The organism is Pseudomonas sp. MF7453 (assembly GCF_016405455.1).
In the GTDB taxonomy this organism is placed as follows: Bacteria; Pseudomonadota; Gammaproteobacteria; order Pseudomonadales; family Pseudomonadaceae; genus Aquipseudomonas; species Aquipseudomonas paralactis.
In genome coordinates this window covers 180286-205415 of sequence record NZ_JAEKCN010000013.1, presented here as the reverse complement: position 1 = coordinate 205415, position 25130 = coordinate 180286, and the positions used below count along the sequence as shown (strand labels likewise).

Genomic DNA, 25130 nt, shown 5'->3' with positions numbered 1-25130 from the left:
ACCCCGGCCGTACTACCTGTCTTTTATGAGAATTCCTGTTTCCAGATGTACATAAGTTCGGCCCTGGAACCAATAGGACGCCTCCACTCACTTAGTTGGCCCCAAGGCACGAAGCCTTGATCATTTCTCAGGCGGAAGGAACTGCATATCTATCCTTAGGATGTTAAATGCGCTCAACTTCTCTCTCTGTCAGCCAAACACCTGCGCCGCAAGCGATCCAACTGTCCGTGGGCACAGCCTCTGAATCGACCACGCAACAGCCACCTTTATCGCACCACCCTCAGCCCAAGCCGTTGGGACTAGACCCGGATGATCGGATCAAAATCCAAGTAGCTGGCATAAAACCAGTTGTTGCCACTGATACAGGGCCGAACGCAGTCGCCGCGCAATCCCAATTGATTGAACAGCACCAGGCGTACAACCAGAAAATTATTGATTTGCTCAGTCAGCAGATGACATTCCAACGCTTTACCCAGGCTCAGTTGAAAAAAGCCTTTCCCCAGCTCACATCAATCGACCCGAACATTATCCACGTCAACACCTATCGAAAACAGCCGCCGGCAGAGCCCGTGTTGATTTCCACGCAAACCTTATCGCAGGCATTGCTCGAAAAGGTCGCGCAAGTCCACATAAACGCCGTCACTGGCACGCCCAACACGCAAGAGCACAGTGCCGATATGCAAACGGGCTTTTACATTGACGGGCCTGCGGGTGCTCCCCAAACCAGGTTGGAGCATCAGGGGTCCCTGCTGACGCTTGCACACGATATCGCAACCCGCTTTCCAGAGGCGCTCAGTAGCTACTGGAAAAGATCACCCGGAGGCTCCCCCAAGCAGCCATCACGTTCAGCCCAACTGCTTGCCCTGCACCGGCAGATGCTTTCCACCGAGGCAGCCCTGCGGGTTGAAGACGGAACCCTCAGCGAGGCTGGCAAAAAGCTGATCGACACCGCCTTTCAGTACCCCACCCTTGAAGCACGCGAGCGCGAACTTCCCGCTGGGGATCGTCCGGGGGTGTATCCGGTCCGGGTAGATGACAGCTCCGCCAATGGCGCAATTTTAGCCGGTTGTTTTCTTATCACTCGCAGCGACGGCTCGTCACCCGAGGCACCTTACAGCGCAAGTGACACCCGTAATATCGGGCTGGATGACACCACCGGGCCTGTAGTGCTTTATACCCCCGGGGACGGTTTCGAGGAATTCGCGAGCCCTGGCGAAGCCCGCGAGGCATTGATGCAGAGGATCGATAATGATGACGAGAAGGCCAACCTGCTACTCAAAAGTCTGCCGGTGTCGGTAGAGCACAGTCGAAACCCTCCGTGGGGTGATGATTTAATGCTGGGATTCGCCCCCGTCTGCGGCGACGTCGTGGCACAAACCTTTCCCCAGTTGTTGCAGCGACAGGCTGACGAGGTCAATGAAACCATGCAGGCCGGGTTCGCCCAGGCGCAAGCCGAAACTGGCTCCTCTCGCACACCGTCGTTGCTCTGCGCCCAAACTGTCGAAACCATCAATGATGCAGCGGATCTTTCACTGCATTTCGATGGCAGTAATGCCCTGCTCGCACGCAATGAACAACTGCACAACAAACTGCAACCCCAATGGCTTAAAGAACTGACTCCCCAACAAGAAACGAGCTATAGGGAGCTGGAGGAAGCACAGGATACAAGCCTTACGCACTTACAAGGGCTATTGGCAAACATCCCGGACCCGAACATTTTCGCCAAACAGTTGCTGGCCCAGGCGTTGAAAGCCAAGCTGCCGGACCGCTACCGGCACGAGGAAATAGACCTTGACCACGTGATGGTTCAGATGACCACACAGCAGTCGAGCAATCGCGGCCTTTTAGGTACCGCAAACGCACCAAAGCCGCAGATCCACACCCGGTCGCTGACCGACCTGGCGCTCATGAACACAACGCCATGGCATGAAAACTCGCCGACCAGCACCTGGGCCGCTCGCGTCGTAAGTGCCAACGGACAATACCTGCTTACCCTGGATAAGCCGTTTCTCGAGGACCTGATCAGCCAAACCGATGTGGGCGGCAAATACCTCAAACTACTGGATGACAAACTCAGCCCCACTGCCACCTCCGACGAAGCCAGGGTGCTGCCCGACGCGTGGAAAAACCATCTGAAGGCAAGGATGGCCAAGGACGCGTTCATCACCAGCCTGGACCCCGATGCCTATCTGAACAGGCAAAAAATCGCCGAGCAGTGGATCGAAGCGACACTTGAGCATAGCGACTCCACCACCTGGCCAATCGTGAATGGTGCCTCCATCGTCTCGCATAGCGTGGTCCTGAACGGCAAACCCGTCCAGGGCATGATGGTCATCAAACCGACCAACCATCCCTCGCTGGTGCTGTACAGTCCGGATGCTCCCGACGGACGTCCCTTCAGAGAAATTGTGGACGAGGATCAACTTAACACGCTGCTGAACACGCCCGAGTGGATGACCTACATGGATCAGCGGGTATCACCTGTTGATCGAGATAATATTCACGACACCCTGTTTTTGCCTGGGCTCGGCACGTGGCTCAAGAAATTCGCGGCCGACCATGAAGCGGGCATCCGGCTGAAGCCGTTCAAAGATAGCATCACTGAAAACCTGTATATGCAGGAGGTGGGGTTACTCAGAGGGAGAGCATTGGTTGGGATGACACCCAGCGCAGACGTATCGGCCCGATCCACAGCCAACAAATTAATGTTCGCCGCAGATATAGCCCAATTCGTTCTAAGCCTCATCCCGGTCAACGCGGGTATGTCAGCCACCCAAAGGCTCTCCAAGGCTGCGCTAAGAACGTTGCGTACATCCGGACGAAGCCTGCCCAAGCTCCTCACCCGACCGGGACAATGGGGGGCGGTGTACAGCGACTTCGCCATGGCTGCGTCGGGTATCCCTTTACTCAAAAGGCCCCCGTTGCGCCCGGTGTTCAGAACCCCTGGGCGCACGCTCCAACAGCGACTGGCAATCACGGCAGGTACAACGGGTACGCCAAGCGGTCACGTCGTACCGGTTCCGGGTACGTCGATATCGGCGGGCCGCCCCTCAAGCACCCCGACCCAATTGCCAAACCCGGCCCACCCTGTACAGAACCGTGGCGACCTCGCCGCGCACGCACTGGATAATCAGCTACTGGCAGGAAAACCGCTCAGCGCCACCGGGCCACAACAAGTCGGTGACAAATGGTTGATCCGTTACACCGATAACTCAGACGTGAGCAGGGTCTACCAAATAAGCCCAGCGTTCAAATTCGAATCAGGATTTGTAAACGTTATAAACCCCGAGACAAAGCGTCGGGTGGCTACGCTTTTGAACAAAGGGAACGGCGAATGGGTGCTAACCGGTTTGCCGGGAGGCGCCAAACTACCTCAAACGCTAGAACCTCTACCGCAGCCTCATTCTGCCTCCTCCGCGGAAAACCTAGTGCCTGCAAGCAGCTCTTCCACCTCCGGCAGTTGGCGAATAGAGCCGCCCATTCGAAAACCACTTGCAGTGCTGGTCAATACCAGGGCTCGTGACCTGAACGCCGAGATGCATCTGGCCGGAGCGGCATTGAACCCCCGAGCGGCCCGAGCGGAACTGGTTCGCATCACAAAGCCGGACGACCTGAAGGTTGTGTTGAAACCCGATACAGTCAGCAAGTTCGTCTTCACTCAAGACAACCAACTGATCATCGGTACTATCGACAAAAATGCACCGCCAAAATGGTTATCACATCCTGCCATCGCGGAAATCGGCGCCGGCAGTGGCCAATCAGAAAAGGTAGTCAGCGCAGGCTACATAAGGAAAGACGCCTTCGGGAAATTCCACCTTTCCAATGTCTCTGGACACTATCTACCCAAAAAAAGCGATTTGAGGCCCGCCCAGGAATATTTGAAGAACATGGGAGTGGATTCGACAAAGAGCAAGTTCCCGATACCCTGAAACAGCCAACCTGGCTTGGCAGCAAAAAGAAAGCCCGCTGATTAAGCGGGCTTTTCTTTGTCTGGAATTTGCTGCCAGCGCTACGATGCGCCCTCTTTTACAGCGTCGACTGCCAGCATATTGGTCGGGGTATACACCATCACCTGCAAGACGTCGGAGTGAAACTCGCGGCGATAAAGCACCAACACCACCCCGCTGCTCATCAACATGAACAACCAGGGGCTGACAAACCAGGCCAGCATGGTCATGCCGAAGTAATAAGCACGCAGGCCGAAGTTGAACTGGTTGGCCGCCATCGAAATCACCCGCGCCGCCCGCAAGGCAAATGCATTGCGCTCCTGCTCCGACACATGTCGTTCACCAATCATCGGCGCCGAGCCCACCAGCACCGCCGCGAAGTTGTACTGACGCATGCACCAGCTGAAAGTAAAAAACGCATAAACAAATACCAGGGCCAGGCACAGCAACTTGACCTCCGACATGCCCTGGGACGCCTGCTGCACCATGGGAATGTCCGCCAGCAACGATACCGCCCGCTCGGAAGCACCGAGCACAGTGAGAATACCGGCGAGGATGATCAAAGTACTGGAGGCAAAGAACGAGGCATTACGCTCCAGGTTGCCGATCACGCTGGCATCGGCGATGCGGTTATCGCGCAACAACATGCGGCGCATCCAGTCTTCCCGGTACAGGTGCAACACACTGGCCAGGCACGCCGTGTCCCGGGCCTTCCACGTTGCGTAACGGGTGTAGCCACCCCAGCACAAGATGAACCAGAGCGCGGCAAGCAGATGGACTTGATTGGTTTCGACGAACGACATGCGGGTCCTTGTACACAGGATGATAGGGCCGACACGGTCCAAATGTGGGAGCTGGCTTGCCTGCGATAGCGTCTTTGCAGTCACCACCGCGCCAACCGATGTACCGCCATCGCAGGCAAGCCAGCTCCCACACCGACCGGTGTTTTCAACTTGAGATTTTTGACGCCATCCCCAAAAAAAAGACACTGCCATCGACTCAAAAAAAATGCCCCGTATCGTTTGATACGGGGCATTTCAGTACAGCCCGAACCGCGCGTTACGCGATGGCTTCGCTACGCTTGCCCAGCATACGGTCAATCACCACAGCCACCACCAACGTCATCAGCGATGGTACCAGCCACGCCAAACCTTGTTCGCTCAGCGGCAAGTTGGCCAACTGTGTAGGCATCCAACCCGCCAGGCCTGCGCCCTTGAGTGCGTCGATGCAGCCAAAGATGAACGACACCAGCATCACCGGGCCGACGATACGGCCCTGTTCCTGCCAGAACCCTTTGCAGAAGCTCAAAGCCACCAACACGATGCACGGTGGGTAGATCGCGGTCAGCACCGGAATCGAGAACGCGATCAGCTTGGTCAGGCCCAGGTTGGACACAAACAGCGAGAATAACGCCAGAATCACGACCAGGGTCTTGTAGGACAGCGGCAGGACCTTGCTGAAGTACTCGGCGCAGGCGCAGGTCAGGCCGACGGCGGTCACCAGGCACGCCAACGAGATCAGCACAGCGAGGAAGCCGCTGCCCAGGGAGCCGAATGTGTGTTGCACGTAAGCGTGCAGTACGGCAGCGCCGTTACTGGCACCGGCGGCCACGGCATGGCTGCCGGAACCCAGACGGAACAGGCTGACGTACACCAGTGCCAGGCCCACGCCGGCAATCAGCCCGGCAATGATCGCGTAACGGGTGATCAGCTTGGGCGACTCGACGCCACGGGAACGGATCGCGTTGACGATCACGATGCCGAACACCAGCGCGCCCAGGGTATCCATGGTCAGGTAACCATTGATAAAGCCTTGTGAGAACGGTGCTGCAACGTATTCCGGCGTGGCGACGCCCACCTCACCGGCGGGCAAGGCAAACGCGGCGATGCCGAGGATGGCCAGGGCAATGATTTTCAGCGGTGCCAGGAAACGGCCCACGGTGTCCAGCAGTCGACCCGGGTACAGGGAGACAAAGAACACCACCAGGAAATACACCGAGCTGTAGAGGAACAGCGCCAACGGGCTTTCACCGGTCAAGGGCGCCAGGCCCACTTCAAACGACACTGTTGCGGTGCGCGGGGTCGCAAACAGCGGGCCCACTGCCAGGTAGGCCGCTGCTGCCAGCAGGCCACCGGCAATTTTGCCAATCGGGCTGCTCAGCGCGTCCATGCCACCACCGACCTTGGCCAGGGCGATCACGGTGACCACCGGCAAACCGACCGCGGTGATCAGAAAGCCCAGCGCCGCCATCCACACATGCGGCCCGGACTGCAAACCCACGATAGGCGGGAAGATGATATTGCCGGCGCCCACGAACAAGGCAAAGGTCATAAAGCCCAGCGCCAGGATATCCTGGCTTTTCAACACTTTCATTTGAGGAAATACCACACTACTGAATCGGAATTTAGAGAGGGCTTCCCTATGGATGAGGGAAATGCTGCCGGCCCTTATGGGGACCGACCGGTCTAGCGCGCAGCTTCCTTTTGGGATGCGGACGCATAAAGAGGCGGCTAGAGTACAGAATCAGGCTGACAAACGCACTGTTGCGGGGCGAACTGTCCGATAAGCGACATTTGAATGTCGCGTTTTCATACTTAATTGGGCAATACAGAACCCTGTGGGAGCTGGCTTGCCTGCGATGGCATCGACTCGGTTTGGCTGATGCACCGAGGTGTCTGTATCGCAGGCAAGCCAGCTCCCATCTTGAACCGAGCACATTCGTCAATCTGGCTATATCCAGAATGCACAAAGGCCACCCGAAGGTGGCCTTTGTGTGGTAAAGCGTCAGCTAAGCGCGAGGCTTACTTGACAGCCCAACCGGTCAGCTCGGCCAGGGCCTTGCCGATGTCTGCCAGCGAACGCACGGTTTTAACGCCTGCGTCTTGCAGTGCAGCGAATTTCTCGTCTGCAGTGCCTTTGCCGCCAGAGATGATTGCGCCAGCATGGCCCATGCGCTTGCCCGCAGGGGCAGTCACACCAGCGATGTAGGAAACAACCGGCTTGGTCACGTGTGCCTTGATGTAGGCAGCCGCTTCTTCTTCAGCCGAACCGCCGATCTCACCGATCATCACGATCGCTTCGGTCTTCGGGTCTTCCTGGAACAGCTTCAGGATGTCGATGAAGTTGGAGCCTGGGATCGGGTCACCGCCGATGCCGACGCAAGTCGACTGACCGAAACCGGCGTCAGTGGTCTGCTTCACAGCTTCGTAGGTCAGGGTGCCGGAACGGGAAACGATACCGACTTTACCTGGCAAGTGAATGTGACCTGGCATGATGCCGATCTTGCATTCGCCTGGGGTGATCACGCCTGGGCAGTTAGGGCCGATCAGGACTACGCCCAGCTCGTCGCACTTAACTTTAGCGTCCAGCATGTCCAGGGTAGGAATGCCTTCGGTGATGCAAACGATCAGCTTGATGCCGCCGAATGCCGCTTCCAGGATCGAGTCCTTGCAGAAAGGAGCTGGAACGTAGATCACGCTGGCGGTGGCGCCAGTGGCAGCTACAGCGTCTTTCACGGTGTTGAACACGGGCAGGCCCAGGTGCTCGGTGCCGCCTTTGCCCGGGGTTACGCCGCCAACCATCTTGGTGCCGTATTCGATGGCTTGCTGGGTGTGGAAACTACCTTGCGAACCGGTAATACCCTGGCAGATAACTTTGGTGTCTTTATTGATCAGGACGCTCATTACTTGCCCTCCGCAGCTTTGACAACTTGTTGAGCAGCGTCGGTCAGGCTGGTAGCCGCGATAATGTTCAAACCGCTTTCTGCCAGTACTTTAGCGCCCAGTTCAGCGTTGTTACCTTCAAGGCGAACAACAACCGGGATTTTAACGCCGACTTCTTTCACTGCACCGATGATGCCTTCGGCAATCATGTCGCAACGAACGATGCCGCCGAAGATGTTGACCAGTACTGCGGCGACGTTGGAGTCGGACAGGATGATCTTGAACGCTTCGGTAACGCGTTCCTTGGTAGCGCCACCACCTACGTCGAGGAAGTTGGCTGGCTTGCCGCCATGCAGGTTGACGATGTCCATGGTACCCATGGCCAGACCGGCACCGTTGACCATGCAGCCGATGTTGCCTTCCAGAGCTACGTAGTTCAGTTCGAACTTGGCAGCGTGCGCTTCGCGCGGATCGTCTTGCGACGGATCGTGGAAAGTCTTCAGCTTAGGCTGACGGTACATGGCGTTGGCATCGATGTTGATCTTGGCATCGAGGCAATGCAGGTCGCCGTCTTCCTTGATCACCAGCGGGTTCACTTCCAGCAGGGCCAGATCGTGATCCTGGAACAGTTTGGCCAGACCAACGAAGATCTTGGCGAACTGGGCAACTTGCTTGCCTTCCAGACCCAGCTGGAAAGCCAGCTCGCGACCCTGGAATGGCTGTGCGCCAACCAGTGGATCGATAGTGGCCTTCAGAATTTTTTCTGGGGTTTCGTGAGCGATTTTCTCGATGTCCACGCCACCTTCGGTGGAAGCCATGAACACGATGCGACGGCTCGAACGGTCAACGACAGCGCCCAGGTACAGCTCTTTAGCGATATCAGTGCACGATTCAACCAGGATCTTGGTGACTGGCTGGCCATTGGCGTCAGTCTGGTAAGTCACCAGACGCTTGCCCAGCCACTGCTGTGCGAAGGCCTTGGCGTCTTCTTTGCTGCGAACCAGCTTAACGCCGCCCGCTTTACCGCGACCACCGGCGTGGACCTGGGCTTTGACAACCCACTCGCTGCCGCCGATTTTGTCGCAAGCTTCTGCTGCTGCTTCCGGGGTGTCTACTGCGTAGCCCTTGGAAACTGGCAGGCCGTATTCAGCGAACAGCTGCTTACCCTGATACTCGTGAAGATTCATGCTTTTTACCGTCTTCGTTAGGTACTGCGCATTCGGCGCTGCGCTCATTATGAGTGCCGCGCCACCTGTGACTGCTGCTCGCGCAACTTGCGGGGCTTATGGCCCGTAAAGCTGCGCAAGGCTGCGTCCAGCGGATATTCCGCGGTGAGTCTTGCGCGCAAGGCTCACGACGGGCAACTCCGCCGTGGTTTCTTATTATCTCGCTTAGCGCTTCTTGCGGTTGGCGATGTGGATGGCGCCGCCATTCACTGCCAACGCTGCTTCGTGCAACGCTTCGGACAGGGTCGGATGGGAGAAGACCATCATACCCAGGTCCTCGGCACTGGTGCCGAATTCCATACCGATCGCGCCTTGCTGAACCAGTTCTGCAGCGCTTGGGCCAATCACGTGGACGCCCAATACGCGGTCAGTCTTGGCATCAGCGATGACTTTGACAAAACCACCGGTGTCGTTGGCTGCCATGGCACGGCCGGAAGCGGCAAACGGGAAGGTGCCGACGTTAACTTCAACGCCTTCAGCTTTCAACTGCTGTTCGTTCTTGCCGACCCATGCAATTTCCGGGTGGGTGTAAATAACCGATGGGATCAGGTCGTAGTTCATCTGGGTCTTGTGACCCTTGATGCGCTCAACAACCATGATGCCTTCTTCGGAAGCCTTGTGGGCCAGCATCATGCCACGAACCACGTCGCCAATCGCATAAACGCCCGGTACGGTGGTCGCGCAGTGATCATCAACGTGGATGAAGCCACGCTCGTCGATGTTCACGCCGCTGTCGGAAGCCAACAGGTCATTGGTCACTGGACGGCGACCAACGGCAACGATCAGCTTGTCGAAGGTGATGGTCTGCTCGCCGTCTTTATCGGTGTAGGTCACCACGACTTCTTCGCCGTTGACCTTGGAACCGGTAACACGGGCGCCAAGCTTGATGTCCAGACCTTGTTTGGTCAGGGTTTTCAGCGCTTCCTTGGAGACGGCAGTGTCGGCCGCCAGCAGGAACGTATCCAGGGCTTCCAGCACAGTGACTTCAGCGCCCAGACGGGACCATACCGAGCCCAGTTCCAGACCGATGACGCCAGCGCCGATCACGCCCAGGCGCTTAGGCACAGCCTGGAATTCCAGGGCGCCGGTCGAATCAACGATCACGTTGTTATCAACTGGAGCAGGCGGAATGTCGATTGGACGCGAGCCGGGTGCCAGGATCACGTTTTCGGCTTCGATGACTTCAACCGAACCGTCCGGCTTGGTGACTTCAACTTTCTTGCCGGCCAGCAGCTTGCCGTGGCCTTGAATCGAAGTAACGCCGTTGGCCTTGAACAAGGTGGCAACGCCGGAAGTCAGGCCTTTGACGATGTTGGCTTTACGGCCGACCATTGCTGGTACGTCCATGGTCACGCCAGCATGGTTGATGCCGTGGATCGCGAAGCCGTCTTGGGCTTCGTGGAATTTCCAGGAGCTGTCCAGCAGCGCCTTGGAAGGAATGCAACCAACGTTCAGGCAGGTACCGCCCAGCGCCAGCTTGCCTTCCTTGTCGGTGTACTTTTCGATGCAAGCAGTCGAGAGGCCCAGTTGCGCAGCCTTGATGGCGGCAACATAGCCGCCAGGGCCTGCACCAATCACTACAACGTCAAATTTCTGTGTCATGAAAATAGATCCTCTATTTGCGACAAGCTTCTAGCCACAGGCTGCAAGCCAAGCTGCTTTTTCCTACAGCTTGTAGCTCGCAACCTGCAGCTGCTTCTATCAGATGTCCAGGAGCAGGCGAGCCGGGTCTTCCAGCAGGTTCTTGATGGTCACCAGGAACGTCACGGCTTCTTTACCATCGATCAGGCGGTGATCGTAAGACAATGCCAGGTACATCATTGGGCGGATCACGACCTGGCCGTTGATGGCCATCGGACGCTGGATGATGTTGTGCATGCCCAGGATCGCGGCTTGCGGTGGGTTGACGATCGGCGTCGACATCATCGAACCGAAGGTACCACCGTTAGTGATGGTGAAGGTACCGCCGGTCATCTCGTCGATGGTCAGCTTGCCGTCACGGGCTTTCTTGCCGAAGCCGGCGATGCCGCCTTCGATTTCAGCCAGGCTCATCAGCTCTGCGTTACGCAGCACTGGAACTACCAGGCCACGGTCGCTGGAGACGGCAACGCCGATATCTGCGTAGCCGTGGTAAACGATGTCGCCGCCGTCGATGGAAGCGTTGACTGCCGGGAAGCGTTTCAGCGCTTCGGTGGCCGCTTTCACGAAGAACGACATGAAGCCCAGGCGCACGCCATTGTGGGACTTCTCGAACAGATCCTTGTACTTGGAACGCAGGGCCATGACTTCGGTCATGTCGACTTCGTTGAACGTGGTCAGCATGGCCATGTTCGACTGCGCTTCAACCAGGCGCTTGGCCACGGTGGCACGTACGCGAGTCATCGGTACGCGCTTCTCGGTGCGGTCGCCAGCGGCAAACACAGGCGCAGCGGCAGCAGGAGCAGCAGCGTTGGCAGGTGCGGCAGCCGGAGCGTTCTTCTTGGCTTCAACTGCGGCAACCACGTCCTCCTTGGTCACGCGGCCGTCTTTGCCGGTGCCCTTGATGGAGGCCAGGTTGATGCCGTTTTCTTCAGCCAGTTGACGCGCAGCCGGGGCAGCGATTGGATCTTCGCCACCGGCTGCCGGTGCAGCGGCAGGCGCCGAAGCAGCCGGTGCAGCTGCGGCAGGAGCAGGTGCGGCAGCAGCGCTGCCCTCTTCGATCGAACCCAGTACCTGGTTCGACAGAACAGTAGCGCCCTCTTCAGCTACGATCGCGCCCAGCACGCCGTCAGCTTCGGCCAACACTTCCAGTACGACTTTGTCAGTCTCGATGTCGACGATCAGGTCGTCACGCTTGACGGCCTCGCCTGGTTTCTTGTGCCAGGTGGCAACGGTGCCATCGGCAACCGATTCCGGGAATGACGGGGCTTTGATTTCGATAGCCATTATCTGTAGGTCCTTAAAATTCGGTTTCAGTCAGCGCGAAGGCGTTAAACAGTGAAAGCATCTTGCAGCAGTTTTTCCTGCTGCTCGGCATGCATCGACGCATAGCCACACGCAGGTGCAGCAGAAGCATCACGACCGGCGTACTCAAGGACCAAGGCCTTGTTGTGGTTGCCGATGCTGCGACGCAGATGATGCTGGCTGCTGTACCAGGCGCCCTGGTTCATCGGTTCTTCCTGACACCACACTACGTTCGTGAGGTTGGTGTAAGGCGCGATGATCTCCATGAGGTCATCTTCCGGGAACGGGTAAAGCTGCTCGATACGCACGATGGCGATGTCTTCGCGGCCTTCGGCACGGCGTTTTTCCAACAGATCGTAGTAGACCTTGCCACTGCACAGGATCAGGCGAGTGACCTTGGCGGCGTCCAGTGTATCGATCTCTGGAATCACGGTCTGGAACGAACCTTGGGCCAGATCTTCCAGGGTCGAAACGGCCAGTTTGTGACGCAACAGCGACTTCGGCGTCAGCACCACCAGCGGCTTGCGCAGCGGGCGGATCACCTGACGACGCAGCAAGTGGTAAATCTGTGCCGGGGTCGTTGGCACGCATACCTGAATGTTGTGCTCGGCGCACAATTGCAGGTAACGCTCCAGACGGGCCGAGGAGTGCTCAGGGCCCTGGCCTTCATAACCGTGCGGCAGCAGCATGGTCAGACCGCACAGGCGGCCCCACTTGTGCTCGCCGCTGGTGATGAACTGGTCGATAACCACCTGGGCACCGTTGGCGAAGTCGCCGAACTGGGCTTCCCAGATCACCAGCGCGTTCGGCGTGGTGGTGGAGTAACCGTATTCGAACGCCAGTACGGCTTCTTCGGACAGGAACGAATCGTACAGGTCGAAACGTGGCTGGCCTTCGTACAGGTTCTGCAACGGGATGTAGGTGCCCGCGTCTTTCTGGTTGTGCAATACCGCATGGCGGTGCGAGAACGTACCGCGGCCGATGTCCTGGCCGGTCATGCGGATCGGGTGACCTTCGAACGCCAGGGTCGCGTACGCCATGGTTTCGGCGTAACCCCAGTTGATCGGCAGGCCGCCGGCTTGCATCTTCTGACGGTCTTCGTAGATCTTCGCAACCTGGCGCTGTACGACGAAGCCTTCTGGAATTTCCAGCAGCTTGGCGGACAGTTCCTGCAACGTCTTCAAATCGAAGGATGTATCGTGACGTGCAGTCCAGGTGTGGCCCAGGTACGGGCGCCAGTCGACGAACAGCTCTTTGTTCGGCTCCTTGACCAGGCTTTTCACTACATGCAGGCCATTGTCCAGCGCATTGCGGTATTCATCGACTTTCGCCTGAACACGCGCATCATCAACCACGCCGGCCTTGGTCAGGCTTTCAGCGTACAGCTCACGGGTGGTGCGCTGCTTGGTGATCTGCTGGTACATCAACGGCTGAGTGCCGCTTGGCTCGTCCGCTTCGTTGTGACCGCGACGACGGTAGCAAACCAGGTCGATCACCACGTCACGCTTGAACTGCATGCGGTAGTCGACAGCCAGTTGGGTCACGAACAGCACGGCTTCCGGATCATCACCATTCACATGGAGGATCGGCGCCTGGATCATCTTGGCAACGTCGGTGGCGTACTCGGTGGAACGCGCGTCCAACGGGTTGCTGATGGTGAAGCCGACCTGGTTGTTGATGACGATGTGAACGGTACCGCCGGTCTTGAAGCCGCGAGTCTGCGACATCTGGAACGTTTCCAGGACCACGCCTTGACCGGCGAATGCCGCGTCACCGTGGATGGAAATCGGCAGAACCTTCTCACCGGTAGAATCGTTACGACGATCCTGGCGTGCACGTACCGAACCCTCGACCACTGGCGAAACGATTTCCAGGTGGGATGGGTTGAACGCCATGGCCAGGTGAACTTCACCGCCGGTGGTCATCACGTTGGACGAGAAGCCCTGGTGGTATTTAACGTCACCGGAACCCAACTCGACCTTCTTCTTGCCTTCGAACTCGTCAAACAGCTCGCGCGGGTTCTTGCCGAAGGTGTTGACCAACACGTTCAGGCGACCACGGTGAGCCATGCCGATCACGATTTCCTTGGTGCCGTAGGAACCGGAACGCTGGATCAGTTCGTCGAGCATCGGAATCAGGCTTTCGCCGCCTTCCAGGCCGAAACGCTTGGTGCCCGGGTATTTGGTACCCAGGTATTTTTCGAGGCCCTCGGCCGCGGTCACGCGCTCCAGCAAGTGGCTGCGGACATCGGCGGACAAGACCGGACGCCCACGCACGCCTTCCAGGCGGTGCTGGAACCACTGGCGCTGCTCGGAATCGGTGATGTGCGTGAATTCAGCGCCGATGGTGCGGCAATATGTCTGCTGCAACGCTTCGTGAATTTCGCGTAGGCTCGCTTCCTCTTTGCCGATGAACAGGTCGCCGGCACGGAAGGTCGTATCAAGATCGGCATTGGTCAAGCCGTAATGATTGATCGACAGGTCTGCAGGTGCAGGACGCTGCCACAGCCCCAGCGGGTCAAGCTGGGCTGCCTGGTGGCCACGCATACGGTAGGCTTGGATCAGTCGCAGTACTTCAACTTGCTTCTTCTCGTGCTCACTGCTCACGCTGCCGGCGGAAACCGGTTGGGCGCGGCGCTGGTTCTTTGCCAGCAGCACAAACTGATCGCGAATTGTTGCGTGCGATACATCGGTGGCAGCGTTGCCGTCTGAAGACAACGTCTGAAATTTGGTGCGCCATTCTTCTGGCACAGCGTTAGGGTCGTGCAGGTAGAGCTCATAAAGCTCTTCCACATAGGCAGCGTTACCACCTGAAAGATAGCCGCTGTTCCACATGCGCTGCATCACGCTTTCTTGCATGCTTGGTCACCCTCGATTTGGGGACACCACCGGCGAAAACACCGAGTTTGCTTGCAAAAGGCCAAGTGCAGCGACCAAAACAAGCCACTTAGGATCACGCTGATAGTTCGGGTACCAACCCGAATGCCCCTGCTTGTCTCATTTCTTCAAAATAAGAGCCGCGGCTTTGTAAGTCGCTGCTCAAGTTAAAACTACGGCGCCGGTTGAAGCCTGCGCCGCAGCATTTACGGGCACAACGGTCCTGCTTTACTACAACGTCAGTTACACGCCGCTGTGCAGCAGCATGTTACGGATGTGACCAATGGCCTTAGTCGGGTTCAGGCCTTTGGGACATACGTTGACGCAGTTCATGATCCCGCGGCAGCGGAATACGCTGAACGGGTCATCCAGCGAAGCCAGACGCTCGGACGTCTTGGTGTCGCGGCTGTCTGCCAGGAAGCGGTACGCTTGCAGCAGTGCAGCTGGACCCAGGAATTTGTCCGGGTTCCACCAGAAGGACGGGCACGACGTCGAGCAGCAAGCGCACAGAATGCACTCGTACAGACCGTCGAGCTTTTCACGCTCTTCCGGGGATTGCAGACGCTCGATGGCCGGAGCCGGCGTGTCATTCTGCAAGAACGGCTTAACTTTCTCGTATTGCTTGTAGAAGATGCTCATATCGACGACCAGGTCACGGATAACCGGCAAACCTGGCAGAGGACGAACGATCAGCTTGTTGCCTTTGACAACAGCAGACAGCGGCGTGATGCACGCCAGGCCGTTCTTGCCGTTGATGTTCATGCCGTCGGAGCCGCAAACGCCCTCACGGCAAGAGCGACGATAGGAGAAACCTTCGTCCTGCTCTTTGATCAGTGCCAGTACATCCAGCACCATCAGGTCTTTACCACCGGTATCGACCTGGAACTCCTGCATGAACGGCGCGGCGTCCTGATCAGGGTTGTAGCGATAAACACTGACTTTCAACATGGCAGCCACCCTTAGTAAGTCCGAATCTTCGGTTCAAACGTCGGTACCGTCTTCGGCGAGAAGTTCACGGCACGCTTGGTTACGCGCTTGTCACCCGGGAAGTACAGGGTGTGGCACAACCAGTTTTCGTCGTCGCGATCTTCAAAGTCTTCACGAGCGTGAGCACCACGGGATTCTTTACGAACCTCGGCGGCGATCGCCGTCGCTTCAGCCACTTCCAGCAGGTTCTGCAGCTCAAGGGCTTCGATACGAGCGGTGTTGAACGCCTGGCTCTTATCGTTGATCTTGACGTTGGCGATACGCTTGCGCAGATCAGCCAGCTGGGCGATGCCCTTCTGCATGTATTCGCCGGTACGGAACACACCGAAGTAGTTCTGCATGCAATTTTGCAGCTCGCGACGCAGGGTTGCCACGTCTTCGCCATCCGTGCGCTCGTTCAGAGCGTTCAGGCGCGCCAGGGCCGCTTCGATGTTGGCGTCGGTGGCGTCATCGTATTCGATGCCGTCAGTCAGCGCCTTCTCAAGGTGCAGGCCGGCCGCACGGCCGAATACCACCAGGTCGAGCAGCGAGTTGCCGCCCAGGCGGTTGGCACCGTGAACCGATACGCAAGCCACTTCACCTACCGCGAACAGACCATGAATGATCTCGTCTTCGCCGTCGGCGTTCTGGGTGATTGCCTGGCCATGAATGTTGGTCGGCACGCCGCCCATCATATAGTGGCAGGTCGGAACCACCGGAACCGGAGCAACTACCGGGTCAACGTGGGCAAAGGTCTTGGACAGCTCGCAAATACCAGGCAGACGGCTGTGCAGCACTTCTTCACCCAGGTGATCGAGCTTGAGCAGTACGTGATCGCCATTGGGGCCACAGCCGTTACCGGCGATGATCTCTTTAACCATCGAACGGGCCACAACGTCACGACCAGCCAAGTCTTTGGCGTTCGGAGCATAACGCTCCATGAAACGCTCGCCGTGCTTGTTGATCAGGTAACCACCTTCACCACGGCAACCTTCGGTCACCAGTACACCGGCGCCGGCGATGCCGGTCGGGTGGAACTGCCACATTTCGATGTCTTGCACCGGTACGCCAGCACGCAGTGCCATGCCGACGCCGTCACCGGTGTTGATCAGGGCATTGGTGGTCGAGGCGTAGATACGACCTGCACCGCCGGTCGCCAGCACGGTGGCCTTGGCGCGGATGTAGGTGGTTTCACCGGTTTCGATGCAGATGGCGATCACACCGACGAATTCGCCTTGTGCGTTCTTGACCAAGTCTACCGCGTAGTACTCGTTCAGGAACGTGGTACCGGCTTTCAGGTTGCCCTGATAAAGGGTGTGCAGCAGCGCGTGACCGGTACGGTCGGACGCAGCGCAGGTACGGGCAGCCTGCCCGCCTTTACCGTAGTCCTTCGACTGGCCGCCGAATGGACGCTGGTAGATACGGCCTTGCTCGGTACGCGAGAACGGCAGACCCATGTGGTCCAGCTCGAACACCGCGGCCGGGCCTTCCTGACACATGTATTCGATAGCGTCCTGGTCACCGATGTAGTCGGAACCCTTGACGGTATCGTACATGTGCCAGCGCCAGTCATCGTTCGGGTCGGCGGAGGCGATGGCGCAGGTGATGCCACCCTGGGCCGATACGGTGTGCGAGCGCGTCGGGAACACCTTGGTGATCACGGCAGTCTTGTGACCGCCCTGAGCCAGCTGCAGCGCAGCGCGCATACCCGCACCGCCGCCACCAATAATGATGGCGTCGAATGAAATAGTTGGAATGTTAGCCATGAATCAGATACCCCAAAGAATCTGCACACCCCAGACGAAGTAAGCGAACATCGCAACGCCGCATACTGCCTGGAAGAGGAAACGTACTGCAGTCGCGGACTTGCCCAGCGCCATCGGCGTCAGGTAGTCGGTCGCGATGGTCCACATGCCAACCCAGGCGTGTGCGCCCAGGGCTACAAGGGCCAGCAGACTGAAGATTCGCATCGCATTGTGGGAAAACAGGCCGTGCCATTGCTCATAGCCGATGCCCGGATTTGCGACGAGGTATCCGATCAGGAAAATGAAATAAGCCGCGAGAACGACCGCAGACACACGCTGTGCCATCCAGTCATAGAGGCCCGAACGCGACAGATTCGTTACGCTGGTTACCATATCCAAACTCCTGCCAGAACGATCAGCACCACGGAAATGGCGATGATGATTTTCGAGCCCAGGCGGCCGCCTTCCAGCGTCTCACCGATGCCCATGTCCATGATCAAGTGGCGCACACCGGCTACCAGGTGATACAGAAGAGAGGACAGGAGGCCCCATGCTACGAACTTGGCCAGCGGGCTGGTCAAGCATGCCTTCACCTCGGCGTAACCTTCCTCGGAACCCAGGGATTTGCTCAATGCATAAAGCATGATGCCCAAGCCCAGGAACAGGATGATGCCGGAAACACGGTGCAGGAACGACGTAACGCCGGTGATGGGGAGTTTGATGGTCCTTAGGTCTAGGTTTACAGGTCGTTGGCTATTCACGGCTTTTTTTCACACTGAAGAGCCCCTAACAATCAGGGCAAAGTTGTTGGGGAGTGCGACTGGTCAGGTAAGCACCACCCAGGGAGTGCGACCCCCAATGAAAGCAAGCCCAAAAGCCCTTGGCGGTCGGTGGCCGAGTATAGACAGTTAGGTTACTAATGACAACGCGCACACCTCACCCTAATAGCTGATTGCGCTGGCGGGATAAAAGGCGTAAATGGCAGGCAATTTCGACGAAAAAGTACGGTTAAAGCCTTCTGGCGCAAGACTTTAGGCAAATTGACATCTGGATTTATATCAATATAGTGGTGCGGGCCCTGCGTGGGGGGTCTGTCTGATGATTTGAAGCATAAATAGGAGGCCACATGGCTGACAAAAAAGCGCAGTTGATCATCGAGGGCGCAGCCCCCGTCGAGCTGCCCATTTTAACCGGCACCGTTGGTCCCGATGTTATCGACGTACGGGGCCTGACGGCCACGGGCCGTTTTACTTTCGACCCAGGCTTCATGTCGACCGCTTCCTGCGAGTCGAAGATCACCTATATCGATGGTGACAATGGCATTCTGCTTCATCGTGGCTACCCGATCGAGCAACTGGCTGAAAAGTCGGACTACCTGGAAACCTGCTACCTGCTGCTAAATGGCGAATTGCCAACAGCCGAGCAAAAGGCCCAGTTCGTCAGCACCGTGAAGAACCACACCATGGTTCACGAGCAGTTGAAGACCTTCTTCAACGGCTTCCGTCGCGACGCCCACCCGATGGCCGTCATGTGCGGCGTGGTCGGGGCCCTGTCGGCCTTCTATCACGACTCCCTGGACATCAATAACGCCGAGCATCGCGAAATTTCCGCGATCCGCCTGGTTGCAAAGATGCCGACCCTGGCCGCAATGGTTTACAAGTACTCCATGGGCCAGCCCATGATGTACCCGCGCAACGACCTGACGTACGCGGAAAACTTCCTGCACATGATGTTCAACACCCCGTGCGAGATCAAACCGATCAGCCCGGTGCTGGCCAAGGCAATGGACCGGATCTTCATCCTCCACGCCGACCACGAGCAAAACGCCTCCACCTCTACCGTACGCCTGGCCGGTTCTTCGGGTGCCAACCCGTTCGCCTGTATCGCCGCCGGTATCGCCGCACTGTGGGGCCCTGCCCACGGCGGTGCGAACGAAGCCGTGTTGACCATGCTCGATGAAATCGGCGATGTATCCAACATCGACACCTTCATCGCCAAGGCCAAGGACAAGAACGATCCGTTCAAGCTGATGGGCTTCGGTCACCGGGTCTACAAGAACCGCGACCCTCGCGCTACCGTCATGAAGCAGACCTGCGACGAAGTGTTGAAGGAACTGGGCATCAAGAACGATCCGCAACTCGAACTGGCCATGCGCCTTGAAGAGATCGCCCTGACCGACCCGTACTTCATCGAACGCTCGCTGTACCCGAACGTCGACTTCTACTCGGGGATCATCCTCAAGGCGATCGGCATTCCAACCAGCATGTTCACCGTGATCTTCGCCCTGGCGCGGACCGTGGGCTGGATCTCCCACTGGAAAGAAATGCTCTCCAGCCCGTACAAGATTGGCCGCCCGCGCCAGTTGTACACCGGCTACGAGTCGCGTGACATCACCAAGCTGGAAGATCGCAAGTAAGCACTTAGCTGCTTGTTTGTACTGAGAACGGCCTCCCTTAGTGGAGGCCGTTTTTGTTTGGGTGGCCTGATCTACCGCCATCGCAGGCAAGCCAGCTCCCACATCAGACCGCATTCCAACAAAAGAACACGGCCCAGTGTCGGAGCCGGGCTTGCCCGCGATGAGGCCAGCTCAGGCAACACAAAGACCCAGGCAAAAAAATACCCCGGCCTTGCGACCGGGGTATCTCTTATGCAGCTGACGACTTAGTGATTAACCGCCCCGCTCGCCCCCAGGCCAGTCTGCGAACGCACAAACTGTGGGAAGTACAGCGCACGCTCTTTCTCCGCCGCCGCCGACTTGTCGGTGATGGAGAAGAACCAGATGCCGACGAACGCAATGATCATCGAGAACAGCGCCGGGTACTCGTACGGGAAGATCGCCTTTTCATGGTGCAGGATCGACACCCAGATGGTCGGGCCGAGGATCATCAGGCCCACGGCGCTGATCAAGCCCAGCCAGCCGCCGATCATGGCACCACGGGTGGTGAGGTTTTTCCAGTACATGGAAAGCAGCAGCACCGGGAAGTTACAGCTTGCAGCGATAGAGAACGCCAGGCCGACCATGAACGCAATGTTCTGGCTTTCGAACAGGATACCCAGGCCGATGGCCAATACACCCAAGGCTACGGTGGTGATCTTCGACACGCGAATCTCATCTTTCTCGTTGGCCTTGCCTTTCTTGATCACGCTGGCATACAGGTCATGGGACACCGCCGAAGCACCCGCCAGGGTCAAGCCGGCAACCACCGCCAGGATGGTGGCAAACGCTACGGCCGAGATGAAGCCCAGGAAGATACTGCCACCCACCGCGTTGGCCAGGTGCACCGCCGCCATGTTGTTACCACCGAGCAAGGCGCCTGCCGCATCCTTGAACGCCGGGTTGGTGCTGACCAAAAGGATCGCGCCGAAGCCGATGATGAAGGTCAGGATATAGAAGTAGCCGATGAAGCCGGTTGCGTACAGCACGCTCTTACGCGCTTCCTTGGCGTCGCTTACCGTGAAGAAGCGCATCAGGATGTGCGGCAGGCCAGCGGTACCAAACATCAGTGCCAGGCCCAGGGAGAATGCCGAGATCGGGTCTTTCACCAGGCCACCAGGGCTCATGATCGCTTCACCTTTGGGGTGAACCTTGATGGCCTCGGAAAACAGCATGTTGAAGTCGAAATTGACGTGCTTCATCACCATCAGCGCCATGAACGAGGCACCGGAGAGCAGCAGCACTGCCTTGATGATCTGCACCCAGGTGGTCGCCAACATGCCGCCGAACAGCACATACATGCACATCAGGATACCCACCAGGATCACCGCCACATGGTAATCAAGGCCAAACAGCAGCTGGATCAGCTTGCCCGCGCCCACCATCTGCGCGATCAGGTAGAACGCCACCACCACCAGCGAGCCACAGGCCGACAGGCTGCGGATCTGGGTTTGCCCCAGGCGATAGGACGCCACGTCGGCAAAGGTGTACTTGCCCAGGTTGCGCAGGCGCTCGGCGATCAGAAACAGAATGATCGGCCAGCCCACCAGAAAGCCGATCGAGTAGATCAGGCCATCGTAGCCGGAGGTGAACACCAGCGCGGAAATCCCCAGGAAGGACGCGGCCGACATGTAGTCGCCAGCAATCGCCAAGCCGTTCTGGAAACCGGTGATCTTGCCGCCTGCGGCATAGTAGTCAGCCGCCGACTTGTTGCGCTTGGACGCCCAGTACGTGATGCAGAGGGTCGCGCCGACAAACGCGACGAACATCACGATGGCCGAGACGTTCAGCGGTTGTTTGTGCACTTCACCGGTCAATGCGTCCGCCGCCCAAACGGCCGGAGCAAACAGCGAAGCGCCGAATACAGCCAATAGACGCCGGATCATTGCGCAGCCTCCTTGAGAATCGCATTGTTCAGGTCATCAAATTCGCCGTTGGCCCGGCGCACGTAGATGCCGGTAAGAATGAAGGCCGACACAATCAGCCCGACGCCCAGGGGAATGCCCCAGGTAATCGAGGAACCGGGGCTGATCTTGGCCCCCAGTATTTGTGGCCCATAGGCAATTAACAGGATGAAAGCGGAGTAAAGCCCTAGCATGATCGCCGAGAGAATCCAGGCGAACCTTTCCCTTTTTCTGACCAGCTCCTTGAAACGCGGGCTGTTTTGAATCGAGAGGTAAATGCTGTCGTTCATTGTTTTTATCCTCGCAGCACAGCTTTTTATTATTTTGGAACGTATCCACTGTATGCGGCTGCGCAATGGGTTCCAGACGACCTTAGTAGTAGATCGAGCTTAGCGAGGATTTTGGGTGTGCTACGACATTTTGGCGGGGAACGAAACAAATGTGGGAGGGGGCAAACCCCAATGCCAGTGTAGGAGCGAGCTTGCTCGCGAAAAACGTCAACGATAACGCGCGTTTGCTGAATAAACGCGGCGCCTGTGATTTTTTCGCGAGCAAGCTCGCTCCTACACTGGTATTAGAACAAGCCCCCTCCCACAGGGGTGCATCAGTGGCTTTTATTTAGCGGTCCACTCAGCGACGCGCTCAGGGTGCTTGGCGACCCAATCCTTGGCCGCTGCGTCTGGCTTGGCGCCTTCTTGAATCGCCAGCATGACCTCACCGATTTCATCCTTGGAGGCCCACTGGAATTTCTTCAGGAAAGCGGCGACTTCCGGCGCTTTCTTCTCCAGGCCCTTGCTGCCGATGCTGTTGACGGTTTCAGCAGCACCATAAATCCCTTTTGGATCGTCCAGGAAACGCAGTTTCCACTTGGCGAACATCCAGTGCGGCACCCAACCGGTTACCGCAATGGATTCCTGCTTGTCTTCGGCACGGGTCAGTTCGGCGATCATCGCCGCGCCCGAGCTGGCTTGCAGCTTGTAGTCCAGGCCGTATTGCTTGATGGCATCGTCGGTCTTGAGCATCACGCCTGAACCGGCGTCGATGCCGACGATCTTGTTTTTGAAGGTGGTGTCGGTCTTGAGGTCTTCAATGGACTTGGCCTTGACGTACTCCGGCACGATCAAGCCAATTTTTGCATCCTTGAAGTTGGGGCCGTAGTCGACCACCTTGTCCTTGTTCTTGGTCCAGTATTCACCATGGGTTACCGGCAGCCAGGCCGACAGCATGGCATCGAGCTTGCCGGTGGCGACGCCCTGCCACATGATCCCCGTGGCGACCGCTTGCAGTTTCACGTCATAACCGAGCTTTTGCTTGATCACTTCTGCCGCCACATGGGTCGTGGCAACACTGTCGGACCAACCGTCCACGTAACCGATGCTCAGGGTTTTGCTGTCGGCACTGACCAGTGTGGAGCCCATCGCAACTACCAGCGTGGCAGCTGCGCCCAAGAGTCGTCGCATCTTCATATGTACTTCCCCGAAAGTGCTGCGCCCGACGGATGCCGAGCGACATCAACCTGTTGTTATACGGTGCACCGCGCCCCCTTCACGCGCATCGATCCGGTTGCTGAGGCGTCAGTGGAGTACTGACAGTTTTATCATCAACCTGCGTAGGCCTTTGCCCTGCTCTGTGGGCGACCTTGGTTGAGCAAGAAACGACATCACATCGCCAGCAGGACGTTTTGTAGGAGGTATCGTCAGAATCCCGCTCGATGTTTGCATGTCAAAATTATGCAGCCGCACTGGCACGCGCCAAATCCGGGTAAGATGCGCGCCTTTGCTCCCCCAGATAAGCCGACCATGCCCGCGACTGCCCGCTTTCCTGCCCTGCCCTATTTTCTTGCCTTGATCCTTGGTGCGCTTGCCCTCGTCGGCTACTGGTATGGCCTCGGCCGGCCCGTGGTATTGCCGGACGTCGCCAGCGCCAGCCATAAGTTGCAATGTGCGTCCTATACGCCGTTCGACAAGGATCAATCGCCGTACGACCAGCCGTTCAAGCTGCGCCCCGAGCGCATGGATGCCGACCTGGCCTTGCTGGCCACCCGCTTTGAATGCATCCGCACCTACTCCATGACCGGCCTGGAAGCCTTGCCGGACATGGCGCGCAAGCATGGCTTGAAAGTGATGGCCGGCGCCTGGGTCAGCAGTGACCCGGTGGCGACCCAGAAAGAAATCAACGAGCTGATCACGGCCGCCAATGCCAGCCCCGACATCGTCACCTCAGTGATCGTCGGCAACGAGGCGCTGCTGCGCAAGGAAGTCACGGCCAAGCAACTGGTGGCGCTGATCCATCAGGTCAAAAGCCAGATCAAGCAACCGGTCACCTATGCCGATGTGTGGGAGTTCTGGCTGCAACACCCGGAAATCGAGCCAGCGGTGGATTTCCTGACTATTCACCTGCTGCCGTACTGGGAAGATGAGCCGTCCGGCATCGACCAGGCGCTCAAGCATGTGGGCGATGTGCGCCAGACCTTCGGCCACAAGTTCGCACCCAAGGACATCGTGATCGGCGAGACCGGCTGGCCCAGCGAAGGCCGTCAGCGCGAGACTGCCGTACCGAGCCGGGTGAATGAAGCCAGGTTCATGCGCGGCTTTGTCGCCATGGCCGAAGCCAATGGCTGGCGCTACAACCTGATCGAGGCGTTTGACCAGCCGTGGAAACGCGCAAGTGAAGGTGCAGTGGGCGGTTATTGGGGGCTGTTCGATGCAGACCGCCAGGACAAGGGCATCCTCGCAGGGCCGGTGACCAATGTGCCGTACTGGACGTTGTGGCTGGGCGTAGGCGCAGTGATTCTGCTTGGCACCCTGGTGCTCGGTGGCCGCGTGCGCAGCACACGCTCCGCGCTGCTCCTGCCATTGCTCGGTGCCGTTACTGCCTGCTCCATCGGCACCTGGGCCGAACTGACCCGCGTCACTGCGCGTTTCAACGATGAATGGGTCTGGGCAGGCTTGCTGGTGCTGTTGAATCTGCTGGTGCTGGCCCACGCCGCCCTGACCCTCGGCGCCCGTGAAGGGTGGCGTGAACGTGCATTCAACTGGCTGGAGAAACGCGCAGGCTGGTGGGTGGCAATCGCCGGGTTTGCGGGGGCGGTGATGATGCTGGCGCTGGTCTTTGACCCGCGCTATCGCAGCTTCCCGAGCGCGGCGCTGGTACTGCCGGCCCTGGTGTACCTGGTGCGCCCGGTGACCGGCCCGCGTCGGGAGATCGCGCTGCTGGCCTTCATCATCGGTGCCGGCATTGCGCCACAGCTGTACCGTGAAGGGCTGTTGAACCAGCAGGCCTGGGGCTGGGCAGTGGTCAGCGTGCTGATGGTTGCAGCTTTGTGGCGCTGCTTGCGGGTGCGCAAGACGTAACACCGCTATCGCAGGCAAGCCAGCTCCCACATTTGACCGTGCTCACAGATAGAAATGTGTGAACTCAATCAACT

17 protein-coding genes are annotated in these 25130 nt (G+C 58.1%); 3 read left to right on the top strand and 14 right to left on the bottom strand.

Annotated features, from left to right (window positions below; translation table 11 throughout):
* Positions 1-167: 167 nt before the first annotated feature.
* Positions 168-3929, top strand: coding sequence for a dermonecrotic toxin domain-containing protein (locus JFT63_RS20970; RefSeq protein WP_057703714.1), 3762 nt, complete (start codon positions 168-170; stop codon positions 3927-3929).
* 80 nt (positions 3930-4009) lie between these two features.
* On the opposite strand, the gene JFT63_RS20965 is transcribed toward JFT63_RS20970, so the two are convergent.
* The 11 genes from JFT63_RS20965 to sdhC all read right to left on the bottom strand — a co-directional run bounded on the left by JFT63_RS20965 (position 4010) and on the right by sdhC (position 18126).
* Positions 4010-4750, bottom strand: coding sequence for a DUF599 domain-containing protein (locus JFT63_RS20965; protein WP_057703715.1), 741 nt, complete (start codon positions 4748-4750; stop codon positions 4010-4012).
* Between the two features lie 256 nt (positions 4751-5006).
* Positions 5007-6320 (bottom strand): branched-chain amino acid transport system II carrier protein, encoded by a 1314-nt coding sequence (brnQ, locus tag JFT63_RS20960; protein ID WP_057703716.1) that lies wholly within the window; start codon positions 6318-6320, stop codon positions 5007-5009.
* Positions 6321-6748: 428 nt separating this feature from the next.
* A complete protein-coding gene (gene sucD / locus JFT63_RS20955) occupies positions 6749-7630 on the bottom strand; it encodes a succinate--CoA ligase subunit alpha (protein ID WP_003172813.1) in 882 nt (293 codons plus the stop codon).
* Positions 7630-8796: an ADP-forming succinate--CoA ligase subunit beta gene (gene sucC, locus JFT63_RS20950; protein ID WP_057703717.1), complete on the bottom strand. Its 1167-nt coding sequence runs from the start codon at positions 8794-8796 to the stop codon at positions 7630-7632. The genes sucD and sucC overlap by 1 nt, the downstream gene beginning before the upstream one ends.
* 204 nt (positions 8797-9000) lie before the next feature.
* Positions 9001-10437, bottom strand: a complete 1437-nt coding sequence (gene lpdA / locus JFT63_RS20945) for a dihydrolipoyl dehydrogenase (RefSeq protein WP_003190010.1) — start codon at positions 10435-10437, stop codon at positions 9001-9003.
* 99 nt (positions 10438-10536) lie between these two features.
* Positions 10537-11760, bottom strand: a complete 1224-nt coding sequence (odhB, locus tag JFT63_RS20940) for a 2-oxoglutarate dehydrogenase complex dihydrolipoyllysine-residue succinyltransferase (protein ID WP_198844653.1) — start codon at positions 11758-11760, stop codon at positions 10537-10539.
* Between the two features lie 44 nt (positions 11761-11804).
* Positions 11805-14636 carry a 2-oxoglutarate dehydrogenase E1 component gene (locus JFT63_RS20935; RefSeq protein WP_057703718.1) on the bottom strand — a complete coding sequence of 944 codons (2832 nt, stop codon included), beginning with the start codon at positions 14634-14636 and terminating at the stop codon, positions 11805-11807.
* A gap of 261 nt (positions 14637-14897) precedes the next feature.
* A complete protein-coding gene (locus JFT63_RS20930) occupies positions 14898-15602 on the bottom strand; it encodes a succinate dehydrogenase iron-sulfur subunit (protein ID WP_005786573.1) in 705 nt (234 codons plus the stop codon).
* An 11-nt stretch (positions 15603-15613) separates the two neighbouring features.
* Entirely contained in the window at positions 15614-17386 is a 1773-nt protein-coding gene (gene sdhA / locus JFT63_RS20925) for a succinate dehydrogenase flavoprotein subunit (protein ID WP_057703719.1), read from the bottom strand.
* Between the two features lie 3 nt (positions 17387-17389).
* The gene (gene sdhD, locus JFT63_RS20920; RefSeq protein ID WP_003172805.1) at positions 17390-17758 is read right to left on the bottom strand and encodes a succinate dehydrogenase, hydrophobic membrane anchor protein; all 369 of its coding nucleotides are present in this window, start codon (positions 17756-17758) and stop codon (positions 17390-17392) included.
* Positions 17752-18126: a succinate dehydrogenase, cytochrome b556 subunit gene (gene sdhC / locus JFT63_RS20915; RefSeq protein WP_003190005.1), complete on the bottom strand. Its 375-nt coding sequence runs from the start codon at positions 18124-18126 to the stop codon at positions 17752-17754. The genes sdhD and sdhC overlap by 7 nt, the downstream gene beginning before the upstream one ends.
* Before the next feature lie 365 nt (positions 18127-18491).
* On the opposite strand from sdhC, the gene gltA reads away from it, so the two are divergent.
* Entirely contained in the window at positions 18492-19781 is a 1290-nt protein-coding gene (gene gltA / locus JFT63_RS20910; RefSeq protein ID WP_005786568.1) for a citrate synthase, read from the top strand.
* Between the two features lie 245 nt (positions 19782-20026).
* On the opposite strand, the gene JFT63_RS20905 is transcribed toward gltA, so the two are convergent.
* The 3 genes from JFT63_RS20905 to JFT63_RS20895 all read right to left on the bottom strand — a co-directional run bounded on the left by JFT63_RS20905 (position 20027) and on the right by JFT63_RS20895 (position 23169).
* Positions 20027-21685, bottom strand: a complete 1659-nt coding sequence (locus tag JFT63_RS20905) for a cation acetate symporter (RefSeq protein ID WP_198706395.1) — start codon at positions 21683-21685, stop codon at positions 20027-20029.
* On the bottom strand, positions 21682-21993 hold the full coding sequence (locus JFT63_RS20900) for a DUF485 domain-containing protein (RefSeq protein WP_005786564.1): 312 nt from the start codon (positions 21991-21993) through the stop codon (positions 21682-21684). Before JFT63_RS20900 ends, JFT63_RS20905 begins: the two co-directional genes overlap by 4 nt.
* 324 nt (positions 21994-22317) lie before the next feature.
* On the bottom strand, positions 22318-23169 hold the full coding sequence (locus JFT63_RS20895) for a glycine betaine ABC transporter substrate-binding protein (RefSeq protein WP_032877092.1): 852 nt from the start codon (positions 23167-23169) through the stop codon (positions 22318-22320).
* A 333-nt stretch (positions 23170-23502) separates the two neighbouring features.
* On the opposite strand from JFT63_RS20895, the gene JFT63_RS20890 reads away from it, so the two are divergent.
* Positions 23503-25056, top strand: a complete 1554-nt coding sequence (locus JFT63_RS20890; RefSeq protein ID WP_198844652.1) for a glycoside hydrolase family 17 protein — start codon at positions 23503-23505, stop codon at positions 25054-25056.
* Positions 25057-25130 lie beyond the last annotated feature (74 nt).